Consider the following 12,443-nt stretch of genomic DNA (forward strand, 5'->3'; position numbering starts at 1 on the left):
TTTCGTGTTGAAAATTTTGGAGAATGAAAGCATTGGTTCGGCTTTGCTGCATATTGTGATGCCGATTTCTATTTTCAGACGGCATTTGAACAAGCAAGTATTTGAGCAATCGGTTAAAATGGGCCGTCTGAAATTTGTTTGACCGAATCGAGAAAAACCATGTCCCAACAATACGTCTATTCTATGCTGCGCGTGAGCAAGGTTGTGCCGCCGCAGAAAACCATCATTAAAGATATTTCCCTTTCCTTCTTCCCCGGCGCGAAAATCGGCCTGCTCGGTTTGAACGGCGCGGGTAAGTCCACAGTTCTGCGGATTATGGCGGGTGTGGATAAGGAATTTGAGGGCGAAGCCGTGCCGATGGGTGGTATCAAAATCGGTTACCTGCCGCAAGAGCCGGAGCTTGATCCTGAAAAAACCGTACGCGAGGAAGTGGAAAGCGGTTTAGGCGAAGTGGCTGCGGCGCAGAAACGTTTGGAAGAAGTGTATGCCGAGTATGCCAATCCCGATGCGGATTTTGACGCGCTGGCGGAAGAGCAGGGCCGCTTGGAAGCGATTATTGCGGCAGGTTCGTCTACGGGCGGCGGTGCGGAACATGAATTGGAAATCGCCGCCGATGCGCTGCGCTTGCCGGAATGGGATGCCAAAATCGGCAATCTGTCCGGCGGTGAAAAACGCCGCGTCGCTTTGTGCAAACTCTTGTTGAGCAAGCCCGATATGCTTTTGCTGGACGAGCCGACCAACCACTTGGATGCGGAATCGGTCGAATGGCTGGAGCAATTCTTGGTGCGCTTCCCCGGTACAGTCGTTGCGGTAACGCACGACCGCTACTTCCTCGACAACGCCGCCGAATGGATTTTGGAACTCGACCGCGGACACGGTATTCCTTGGAAAGGCAATTACTCGTCTTGGCTGGAGCAGAAAGAAAAACGTTTGGAAAACGAGGCGAAATCCGAAGTCGCGCGCGTGAAGGCGATGAAACAGGAATTGGAATGGGTTCGTCAGAATGCCAAAGGCCGCCAAGCCAAATCAAAAGCGCGTCTGGCGCGTTTTGAGGAAATGAGCAACTATGAATACCAAAAACGCAATGAAACGCAGGAAATCTTCATTCCTGTCGCCGAGCGTTTGGGTAACGAAGTAATTGAATTTGTGAATGTTTCCAAATCGTTTGGCGATAAAGTGCTGATTGACGATTTGAGCTTCAAAGTGCCTGCTGGCGCGATTGTCGGCATCATCGGCCCGAACGGCGCGGGTAAATCGACGCTGTTCAAAATGATTGCGGGCAAAGAGCAGCCCGATTCCGGCGAAGTGAAAATCGGCCAAACCGTGAAAATGAGCCTGATCGACCAAAGCCGCGAAGGTTTGCAAAACGACAAAACCGTGTTCGACAACATTGCCGAAGGCCGCGACATTTTGCAGGTCGGGCAGTTTGAAATTCCCGCCCGCCAATATTTGGGTCGTTTCAACTTCAAAGGCAGCGACCAAAGCAAAATCGCAGGTCAATTGTCAGGCGGCGAACGCGGACGTTTGCACTTGGCAAAAACCTTATTGAGCGGCGGCAATGTGTTGCTGCTGGACGAACCGTCTAACGACCTCGACGTGGAAACCCTGCGCGCGCTGGAAGATGCATTGCTGGAATTTGCCGGCAGCGTGATGGTGATTTCGCACGACCGCTGGTTCCTCGACCGAATCGCTACGCATATTTTGGCTTGCGAAGGCGATTCGAAATGGGTGTTCTTCGACGGCAACTATCAAGAATACGAAGCCGATAAGAAACGCCGTTTGGGTGAAGAGGGTGCGAAACCGAAACGTATCCGTTACAAGCCGGTAACACGTTAAGCAGGTTTGAATGAAAAGGCCGTCTGAAACTTCAAAGTTTCAGACGGCCTTTAGTTTTAATGTTTAGGATTGTTTTCTTAATTGCGGATGGTTTTCCAATGTATCAATGATGATTTCAATCATGCGGGGGGCAGTTTGCGCCAAATCGAAGCCTTGACCTGAAGAAAGCCAGCGCCAAATCAAGCCGTCTAATGAAGACTTGATGAAGATGACCGCCATGTGGATGTCTAAGTTATCCGCCAGGGCTTTTTGTTGTACTGTGTCGGTCAGTACCGCAACGATTTTTTCACGCCATAAGGATTGGTGTTTTTTAGCGATGGCAATAACCGCCTCGTTTTGCTCGGTGTGTTCGCATTTTAAAAACAAAATGCTGTGGAATTTATAGTGAAGATCGTTGTGTTGCAGGCGCTCGAAAAAACGGGTCAGGGTCAGGCGGAAGCTTGGCCAGGCCTGTTCGTTATTATTGTTTGAATCCTCCTTCATGCAGCTTTCGATGTCGTCGCAAATCCGTTGGAACAGGGCGTCAAACAAATCTTCTTTATTTTTGAAATGCCAATACAGCGCGCCGCGCGTTACGCCTGCGGCTTGGGCGATTTCGTTAAGCGAAGTGCGGGCAATGCCTTTCTGATAAAACGTATCCAATGCGGCAAGCATGAGGTATTCTTTGGTTTTTAAAGCTTCGGTTTTGGTTCTTCTCATAATTATTTTGTGGCAATGTAAATTTATGGTGCGGATTATAAAAAATTACTTTTGAACATGCAAGAATGTATGTATAATTTAATACTTGATAGTGTTTCTCAACACTTTATAATCAGCCTGTTCTTCACAAAAATAAACAATTTCAGTTTGTGAAACATGAGATCAAACTAATCGATTTTTAATTAGTCAAACCTTTATTTATCATAGAGATAGGAAAATTATGGCTCTTTATGCTTCTAAAATGATGCGTGTCGCGGCAATTGCAGCGGCTACTGCATTGGCGCTTTCTGCTTGCGGCAAAGGCGATGAGAAGGCAGTCGGCCAACAGGCGCAAGGCAGTCAGCAACAGCAAAATCAACCTGCGCCCGAAGTCCGCGTGGTTACCGTGCATCCGGAAACGGTTGCGTTGACGACTGAATTGCCGGGCCGTCTGGAATCATTGCGTACTGCCGAAGTCCGCGCCCAAGTAGGCGGCATCATCCAAAAACGCCTGTTCCAAGAAGGCAGCTATGTGCAGGCCGGTCAGCCTTTGTACCAAATCGACAGCTCGACTTATGAAGCAAACTTGGAAAGCGCACGCGCTCAGTTGGCGAGTGCGCAAGCTACTTTGGCCAAAGCGAATGCCGACTTGGCGCGTTACAAGCCGCTGGTTGCCGCCGATGCCATCAGTAAACAGGATTACGATGCGGCGGTAACGGCGAAACGTTCTGCCGAAGCAAGCGTCAAATCCGCACAAGCAGCCATTAAATCTGCCGGTATCAGCCTGAACCGCTCCCGTATTACTGCGCCGATTTCCGGCTTTATCGGTCAATCTAAAGTTTCTGAAGGTACGCTGTTGAATGCCGGCGATACCACTGTTTTGGCCACCATCCAACAAACCAACCCGATGTATGTTAACGTTACCCAATCTGCGAGTGAGGTCATGAAACTGCGTCAACAGGTTGCCGAAGGCAAATTGTTGGCGGCAAACGGCGCGATTGCAGTGGATATCAAATTTGACGACGGTACGGTTTACCCTGAAAAAGGCCGTCTGCTGTTTGCAGATCCGACTGTTAACGAAACGACCGGTCAAATTACCTTGCGTGCCGCCATTCCTAATGACAGAAATATCTTGATGCCAGGCTTATATGTGCGCGTATTGATGGAACAAGTGGCAGTGGATAATGCATTTGTGGTGCCGCAACAAGCAGTGACCCGCGGTTCGCAAGATACGGTGATGGTAGTGAATGATAAGAGCGAAATGGAAGCGCGTGTCGTGACCGTTGCCCAACAGCAAGGTACCAACTGGGTTATTACAGACGGCCTGAAAGACGGCGACAAAGTGATTGTTGAAGGCATCAGCATTGCCGCTATGTCGGGTGCTAAAAAGGTAACGCCGAAAGAATGGACGCCGCCTGCAAACACTGCGGCAGCAACACCGGCAGTTTCAGACGGCCAAGCTGCATCCGAGGCCAAGCCTGAAGCTAAAGCTGCATCTGAAGCCAAATAAGGAACGCATGAATGTCTAAGTTTTTTATTGACCGCCCCATTTTTGCATGGGTTATTGCGATTTTTATTATCGCAGCGGGTATTTTCGGCATTCAAAAACTGCCGATTTCCCAATATCCGTCCGTTGCTGCACCGACCATTACTTTGCGCGCTACTTATCCGGGCGCTTCGGCTCAGGTAATGGAAGACAGCGTACTGGCCGTTATCGAACGTAATATGTACGGTGTGGAAGGTTTGGACTATATGACGACTTCTGCCAATTCCAGCGGCAGCGGCAGCGTCAGTCTGACGTTTACACCGGAAACCAATGAAGATTTGGCGCAGGTAGACGTGCAGAACAAACTGTCTGAAGTGTTGTCCACATTGCCGTCTACCGTACAGCAATATGGTGTAACCGTATCTAAAGCGCGTTCCAACTTCTTGCAAGTGGTCATGCTTTCTTCTGAAAAGCAATCCATTGAGGAAATGAACGATTACGCCCAGCGCAATATCATTCCTGAACTGCAGCGTATCGACGGCGTAGGGCAGGTACAATTGTTTGGTGCGCAACGCGCCATGCGTATTTGGGTTGACCCGAAAAAACTGCAAAACTACAACCTGTCTTTTGCAACGGTAACCAACGCACTGGCTACTCAAAATATCCAAATTTCTGCAGGCTCTATCGGCTCTTTGCCGGCGGCTGCAGGTCAGACCATTTCAGCAACTGTGACGGCTCAAGGTCAGCTGAGCACTGCTGAAGAGTTCGAAAACATCATTTTGGTATCCAATACCGATGGTTCTAATGTCTATCTGAAAGACGTTGCCAAAGTCAGCTTGGGTATGCAGGACTATTCTACTTCCACACGTTTGAACGGCGTGAATACCACCGGTATGGCAGTGATGCTGTCCAACAGCGGTAACGCTTTGGCAACGGCGACTGCCGTGAAAGAAAAAATGGCAGTTTTGCAGAAGTATTTTCCAGACGGCATGAGCTGGAAAGTTCCTTACGATACTTCCAAATTTGTGGAAATTTCGATTGAGAAAGTGATCCATACGCTTTTGGAAGCCATCGTATTGGTATTCTTAGTGATGTATCTCTTCCTGCAAAACATCCGCTATACGTTGATTCCGACTATTGTCGTGCCGATTTCCCTGTTGGGCGGTTTTGCCTTTATCTCATACATGGGTATGTCGATTAACGTATTGACCATGTTTGCGATGGTATTGGTGATCGGTATTGTGGTCGATGACGCGATTGTGGTCGTTGAAAACGTTGAGCGTATTATGGCGAGTGAAGGTCTGCCGCCTAAGGCTGCAACCAAAAAAGCGATGAGTCAGATTTCCGGCGCGGTGATCGGTATTACTGCCGTGTTGATGTCCGTATTTGTGCCGCTGGCAATGTTTAGCGGTGCAACCGGTAACATTTACAAACAGTTTGCCCTGACCATGGTGGCATCGATCGGCTTCTCCGCATTCCTTGCTTTGACGCTGACTCCGGCATTGTGTGCCACCATGCTCAAGCCGATTCAGAATGGTCATCACGAAGAGAAAAAAGGTTTCTTCGGTTGGTTTAACAAGAAATTCGACAACTGGACACACGGCTACGAAGGCTGGGTAGCCAAAGTCTTGCGCAAGACTTTGCGCATGATGGTTGTCTATATCGGTTTGACTGTTGTGGGCGTATTCCTGTTTATGCGTCTGCCGACTTCCTTCTTGCCGACTGAAGACCAAGGTAACTTGATGTTGAGCGTACAGCTGCCTGCCGGCGCGACCAAAGAGCGTACCGATGCAACTTTGGCTCAAATCACTCAACTGGCGAAATCTGTACCTGAGATCGAGAACATTGTTACCGTTTCCGGCTTTAGTTTTAGCGGTTCCGGCCAAAACATGGCTTTGGGCTTTGTCATTCTGAAAGACTGGAGCGAACGTACTGCTCCGGGCAGCGATGCGACTTCTATTTCCGGTAAGTTGACCGGCATGATGATGGCTACGCTGAAAGACGGTTTCGGTTTGGCGATTGTGCCTCCTGCCATTATGGAATTGGGTACAGGCTCCGGCTTGACGATTTACCTGCAAGACCGTAACAACAGCGGCCATGCTGCATTGTTGGCCAAGCGCAATGAGCTGATTGACAAAATGCGCAAAAGCGGTTTGTTTAACCCAAGTACCGTTCGTGCGAGCGGTTTGGAAGATGCGCCGCAGTTGAAAATCGACATCAATCGCTCTGCCGCAGCTGCACAAGGTATTTCGTTCTCTGACATCCGTACTGCTTTGGCTTCTTCTTTGGGTTCGTCTTATGTAAACGACTTCCCGAATCAAGGCCGTCTGCAACGCGTAATGGTACAAGCTGATGCGAGTGCCCGTATGCAGCCTGCCGATATTCTGAACTTGACCGTGCCGAACAAATCCGGTGTTGCCGTACCGCTTTCTACCATTGCTACTGTTTCTTGGGTAAACGGTATGGAACAAAGCGTCCGCTTCAATGGTTATCCTGCAATGGAGCTTTCCGGCTCGCCTGTTAATGGCGTGTCTTCCGGTCAAGCCATGGCTGCGGTACAGCAAATGGTTGATGAAATGGGCGGCGGTTACAGTTTGGAATGGGGCGGTCAGTCTCGTGAAGAGGCCAAAGGCAGCTCGCAAACAGTCATGTTGTACGCATTGGCCGCTGCCGCTGTATTCTTGGTATTGGCTGCTTTGTACGAAAGCTGGTCTATCCCGTTGGCGGTTATCCTTGTGATTCCGTTGGGCTTGATTGGCGCGGCATTGGGCGTAACCGGCCGCAACATGTTTGAAGCGCTGCTGGGCAGTATTCCGGCATACGCCAACGATATCTACTTCCAAGTCGGTTTCGTTACGGTGATGGGTTTGAGTGCGAAAAACGCGATTTTGATTATCGAATTTGCCAAAGACCTGCAAGCGCAAGGCAAGAGCGCGCTTGAAGCTGCGCTTGCCGCCGCACACCTGCGTTTCCGTCCGATTATCATGACCTCGTTCGCCTTCATCTTGGGCGTGGTACCGCTTTATGTTGCCAGCGGTGCCAGCTCCGCCAGCCAACGTGCGATTGGTACGACCGTGGTCTGGGGTATGTTGATCGGTACGATTCTGTCTGTGTTCCTTGTGCCTTTGTTCTATGTGGTTGTGCGCAAATTCTTTAAAGAAACCGCACACGAGCATGAGATGGCCGCCAAACACGCCGCTGAAGCCGGCATGATTGAAGACGGTAAACACGATTCAGACAAGCACTAAAGCAAAGGCCGTCTGAAAACTTTTCAGACGGCCTCAAAATGCTAAAGGATTCTAAAATGAAGAAGATTACATTCAAACCTGTACTGACCGCCGTTGCCGCCGCCGTGGCTTTATCGGCCTGTACCATGATGCCCAAATATGAGCAGCCTCAAGTTGCCGTTGCCGATACGTTTAAATACGACACCGTTGACGACGGTATCCGTGCCGCTGAATTGGGTTGGCAAGATTACTTTGCCGATCCGCGCCTTCACCGCCTGATCGACATCGCATTGGAACGCAATACTGATTTGCGTACAGCCGCGCTGAATGCGGAAATCTACCGTAAACAGTACATGATTGCGCGTAATAATTTGTTACCAACCGTCAATGCCAGCGGTACAGGTTCGCGTCAAGGCAGCTTGAGCGGCGGCAGCATCAGCAGCCAATACAGCGTGGGTTTGGGCGCAGCCTCTTATGAACTTGACCTTTTCGGCCGTGTTCGCAGTACCAGTGAAGCCGCGTTGCAAGGTTATTTCAATGTGGCCGCCAACCGCGATGCCGCCCATCTGACCTTGATTTCTACCGTTGCCAAAGCCTACTTTAACGAACGCTACGCGGAAGAAACCATGGCATTGGCACAACGTGTGTTGCAAACCCGTGAAGCGACTTACAAGCTCTCGCAATTACGCCATAAGGCCGGCGTGATTTCCGCCGTTGATTTGCGCCAACAGGAAGCACTGATTGAATCGGCCAAAGCCGATTACGCATCCGCGGTGAAAAACCGCGAGCAAGCGCGCAATTCCTTGGCTATGCTGATTAATCAACCTTTGCCCGAAGATTTGCCTGCCGATTTGCCTTTGAGCAAGCAGTTCAAATTGACCAAACTGCCTGCCGGTTTGAGTTCGGACGTGTTGCTCAACCGTCCGGATATCCGTGCGGCCGAACACGCGCTCAAACAAGCCAATGCCAATATCGGTGCGGCTCGTGCGGCCTTCTTCCCGCGCATCAGCCTGACCGGTTCGGTCGGTACGGCTTCCGGCGAGTTGAGTGGCCTGTTTAAGAGCGGTACAGGTGTTTGGGCGTTTGCACCGTCCATCACGCTGCCTATCTTTGACTGGGGTACCAACAAAGCCAATCTTGATGTAGCCAAACTGCGCCAACAGGTACAAATCGTTGCTTATGAAGCCGCTGTTCAATCCGCATTTAAAGACGTTTCCAATGCTTTGGTTGCGCGCGAACAGCTGGATAAAAGCTATGAAGCGTTGAGCAAACAAAGCCGTGCCTACAACGACAGCCTGCGCCTCATCAGCCTGCGTTACAAACATGGCGTATCCAGCGCATTGGATTTGCTGGATGCCGAACGCAGCAGTTACGGCGCAGAAACTGCTCTTTTAGCCAATCAGCTGACCCGTCTGGAAAACCTTGCCGACTTGTATAAAGCGCTTGGTGGCGGTTTGAAACGCGAAACCAAAGCTGACGAATAATTTTTGTCAGCTAAAATCAAAAGGCCGTCTGAAACGTTTGGGTTTCAGACGGCCTTTTTGTTAAACAGCGATTTCAAACTTTTAATTTCTCGCTTAAAGAACCGACATAGGCTGAGCGTTCGTTACGGCTGAGTTCGGGCTGGTGTGTGTTGAGCGAAGACCATTTGCGGTTGCTGCGTGCTTTGTTGAGTTCGCTTGGCAGTTTGGCCGCATTCCATGGCGCTTTGCGTTCGTTTAGCTCGATATGAGATTGGGCGGCATGGCCGCGCGTTTGCAAGACGTGCAACAAATCCAGTGCGCGTGCGGCGAGCAGGGTAAGGGTTTCTGGATCGGTATGCAGGGTTTGTCGGCCGTTGATTTTGTCGGTGATATCTTGGGCATTGGGTAAAATTCCGCCCAACAGTCCGCCGATGGCGGTACCCAAACCAAGTGAGCCGCCAAGCGTGGCAATGTCCAAGCCTAGGCCGATGAGTGCGCCTGCGGTTGCGCCGGTACCGGTACGGATGCCGTAATGTTTGAGCAATTCGCTGTCAAACGGATCTTGTTTGAAGGCTTTGGGCATCCATGTGCTGTCGCTGCTGACTTCGTCGTGATAGAAGCGGTAAAGTGTGAACAGGCGTTGTTGCATTTGCCGCTCAAGTTGGCGGATTTCCGATTGCATGACTTCCAAAGTCGGGGCAGGGTCATCGTTTTCGGCAATTTCTTGGGTGAATGCGGCGGCATCCAGTAGAAAATCGGCAATTTCACGGCGCGCTTCCGTATCCAGCCGTTGCCACTCGCGACGGCGCATATTGATAAGGCGGTCGAGGATGTCGCGTTTCGGTAACATGGTGGCAAGGTTGTCCCACAATCGGATTTCGCCTTCAAAGTCGAAGGCAACGGTATCGAAACCGGCATAAACATGCAGGTTTCTGCGGGCGAGCATATTGGTCCAAGCGGTCAGGTCTTGATTTTGGGTGAAGTTGAACACAGGCATGATGGGCTTGGCGCACCAAGACAAAATGGTCAGCTCGTCTTTGTATTTGTTAAGGACGGGTTCCCGCGCATCGATGACGTACATGGCCATGTCGCTTTGCATGACTTGGCGCAGCACTTTGGCTTCTTGGTTGAATTCGTGATGCGCTTCATGGTTGCTGAGAAATTGTTGGATGCGTTCAATACCGTCATCGCGTGCGGATGTGTGGGTTTCCAGCCAGTCCAACACGCCGCCGGCATCTTCGAGGCCGGGTGTGTCGTATAGGTAAACCAAGCTGTCGTCGCCATCGTTGATGAGGGCTTCTTCGACATGGCGCGTGGTCGAGGGCGCATTTTTTACTTCGCCGAAGGTGCTGTCGCGCAAAAGCGTGCGTAAGAGTGAGGTTTTACCTGTGTTGGTATGGCCGACGACGGCAAGGGAAAGTGGGGTGGTCATGGTCGTGGGTTGGGACGGATATGGGCTATGAATGTGTGAGTATGGGGCTGTTTGCCTGCAGTGGCAATATGTGTTTCAGACGGCCCTAAATTTCCTTTATATATGGGCGAAAATAGCCAGAAAAAGAGGGGAATAGCGGATTTGTTGTTTTTTGGCAAAATGCTTGAAAATAGGCAGGAAAACAGTTGACAGTCGGGTAGAAGGCTAGGATAATTCGCGCCGTTGAGTTGCTTGATGCAGCTTGATTTTTCTCCTCTATTTCTCCTTTGTAGACTTGGCGCATATCGAAACGGTATGCGCATTTTTTTATCTGCATTGAAACATGATTACATTTAAGTTCTGTAAATTGGATAATTAAGAAACTTTACAAGAAAAATACTTGCACGGTTGAATCTCTTGTTGCATAATTCGTTTCGTTAGCTGGTTCGAGTAGTCAGTTAATAGTTTCTCCTCTATTTCTCCTTTGTAGACTTGGCACACATTCTATCGGATGTGTGCATTTTTTTTGCCTGTTTAAAACAAAGGCCGTCTGAATGTTGTAATCTTTCAGACGGCCTTTGTTGGTTGAATGGAATTAGATGTCTAATACTACTTCTTCTTTGACTTCTTCCATGACAACATAGCTGCGGCTTTCGGCTGCTGCCGGCAGTTGCAGCAGGATATTGCCGAGCATATCGCGATAAGCGGACATATTGGGCAGGCGGACTTTGATGAGGTAGTCGTATTCGCCGGAGACCAAGTGGCATTCCAAAATTTGCGGAATCTTCAGCACTTCGCGTTTGAAGTCTTCAAAAATATTGCCGGATTTGGAACGCAGTTTCAGTTCGACAAAGACCAAGAGGCTTTGACCCAAGGCATGAGGATTCAGATGGGCGTGATAGCCGGTGATGAGGTTGTCGCGTTCCAAGCGTCGGACGCGTTCGGTTACCGGCGTAGTGGAGAGGCCGACTTTTTCAGCCAATTCGGTCATGGGGATGCGTGCGTTTTGTTGCAGGAGCTTGAGAATTTTTAAGTCGGTTTTGTCGAGTTCTTTCATGGCTTTGATGCTTGTCGTTTTCAATTTGGATGACATCATAACCTTAAAACAGGCTCAGAAGAAGCATAAATCCTTAAAGGTAAGGCGGAAGGAAGATATTAATCTTGTGTATTTCATGGAATCCTGTATGGTTTTTGACCTATAATATTCGCTTCAAAGTAATAGGGCAGGCCGTCTGAAACGGATGCCGATAAGAGGAATACATTATGCGTCCGCTCAATGCGCAAATCCGTTTGGATAATTTACGTCAAAATTATCGTCTTCTCAAAGAGTTGCACGGCAATAAATTGTTGGCTGTGATTAAGGCCGATGCTTACGGGCATGGCGCGGTCAGATGTGCACACGCGTTGGCGGATATTGCCGACGGCTTTGCGGTGGCAACGGTAGATGAAGGCGTGGAATTGCGTCAAAACGGCATTAAAAATCCGATTGTTTTATTGGAAGGCGTGTTTGAGGCTGCAGAGTATGCGGATGTTGACCGTTATGATTTGTGGCCGGCAATCGGCAGCCAATGGCAGCTGGAGGCGTTTGCACATCATGAGTGGCAACGTCCGACAACCGTATGGCTGAAAATGGACTCTGGTATGCACCGTGCCGGTTTCTTTCCGCATAACTATGCCGCCGCCTATACGGCATTGAAACAATCCGAATCGGTTGAAAACATTGTGAAATTCAGCCATTTTGCCTGCGCGGACGAGCCGGAAAACGGCATGACCGAAATGCAGCTTGAAGCATTTGATTTGGCCTGCGAGGGTTTGGAAGGCGAGGAGAGCCTGGCCAATTCCGCCGCGATTTTGAACGTGCCTGAAGCGCGCCGCGATTGGGGTCGTGCCGGTCTGGCCTTGTATGGTATTTCGCCTTTCGGCGGCGTGGATGAGCGTTTGAAACCTGTTATGCGCCTGACTTCCCGCGTTTTCGGCGAACGCGTATTGCAGCCGCATTCTCCGATTGGTTACGGCGCAACGTTCTACACCAGCAAATCCACCCGTGTCGGTTTGATTGCCTGCGGCTATGCCGACGGTTATCCGCGTCGCGCTTCCACTAATTCTCCGGTCGCCATCGATGGCAAACGCAGCCGCATTATCGGCAGGGTGTCTATGGATATGATTACGGTTGAGCTGGAAGCCTCGAAAGAGGGCTTGGGCGCGGAAGTAGAGCTTTGGGGCGATGTGATTAATATTAATGAAGTTGCCGAAGTTGCCGGTATGATTCCGTACGAAATCCTCTGTAATATTAAACGTGCGAAGTTTACTTATATCGAGTAGGCAGTCAAAGATCAGGCCGT

Annotated in this window: 8 protein-coding genes; 5 read left to right on the plus strand and 3 right to left on the minus strand. The window is 50.0% G+C overall.

Features of this window, described 5'->3' with window-relative positions:
* Positions 1–159 precede the first annotated feature (159 nt).
* Complete coding sequence (gene ettA, locus RRV97_RS00815) at positions 160–1,836, plus strand: energy-dependent translational throttle protein EttA (RefSeq protein WP_315611672.1); 1,677 nt, start codon at positions 160–162, stop codon at positions 1,834–1,836.
* 63 nt (positions 1,837–1,899) lie between these two features.
* Here the strand turns inward: ettA and RRV97_RS00820 are convergent, their stop codons facing one another.
* Positions 1,900–2,535, minus strand: a complete 636-nt coding sequence (locus tag RRV97_RS00820) for a TetR family transcriptional regulator (protein ID WP_315611673.1) — start codon at positions 2,533–2,535, stop codon at positions 1,900–1,902.
* A gap of 220 nt (positions 2,536–2,755) precedes the next feature.
* Here RRV97_RS00820 and RRV97_RS00825 point away from each other — a divergent pair, with 220 nt between their 5' ends.
* The 3 genes from RRV97_RS00825 to RRV97_RS00835 are packed head-to-tail and all read left to right on the plus strand — an operon-like array spanning position 2,756 to position 8,711.
* On the plus strand, positions 2,756–4,024 hold the full coding sequence (locus tag RRV97_RS00825) for an efflux RND transporter periplasmic adaptor subunit (RefSeq protein WP_315611674.1): 1,269 nt from the start codon (positions 2,756–2,758) through the stop codon (positions 4,022–4,024).
* A gap of 11 nt (positions 4,025–4,035) precedes the next feature.
* Complete coding sequence (locus RRV97_RS00830) at positions 4,036–7,248, plus strand: efflux RND transporter permease subunit (RefSeq protein ID WP_315611675.1); 3,213 nt, start codon at positions 4,036–4,038, stop codon at positions 7,246–7,248.
* A gap of 56 nt (positions 7,249–7,304) precedes the next feature.
* On the plus strand, positions 7,305–8,711 hold the full coding sequence (locus RRV97_RS00835; RefSeq protein ID WP_315611676.1) for a TolC family protein: 1,407 nt from the start codon (positions 7,305–7,307) through the stop codon (positions 8,709–8,711).
* Between the two features lie 73 nt (positions 8,712–8,784).
* Here the strand turns inward: RRV97_RS00835 and RRV97_RS00840 are convergent, their stop codons facing one another.
* A complete protein-coding gene (locus RRV97_RS00840) occupies positions 8,785–10,122 on the minus strand; it encodes a GTPase/DUF3482 domain-containing protein (RefSeq protein ID WP_315611677.1) in 1,338 nt (445 codons plus the stop codon).
* A gap of 574 nt (positions 10,123–10,696) precedes the next feature.
* On the minus strand, positions 10,697–11,158 hold the full coding sequence (locus RRV97_RS00845) for a winged helix-turn-helix transcriptional regulator (RefSeq protein WP_003747450.1): 462 nt from the start codon (positions 11,156–11,158) through the stop codon (positions 10,697–10,699).
* A 206-nt stretch (positions 11,159–11,364) separates the two neighbouring features.
* Between RRV97_RS00845 and alr the strand changes: the two genes are divergently transcribed.
* Complete coding sequence (gene alr, locus RRV97_RS00850) at positions 11,365–12,423, plus strand: alanine racemase (protein ID WP_311475644.1); 1,059 nt, start codon at positions 11,365–11,367, stop codon at positions 12,421–12,423.
* Positions 12,424–12,443: the final 20 nt, after the last annotated feature.

The sequence above is a fragment of the Neisseria sp. DTU_2021_1001991_1_SI_NGA_ILE_055 genome (assembly GCF_032342915.1).
In the GTDB taxonomy this organism is placed as follows: domain Bacteria; phylum Pseudomonadota; class Gammaproteobacteria; order Burkholderiales; family Neisseriaceae; genus Neisseria.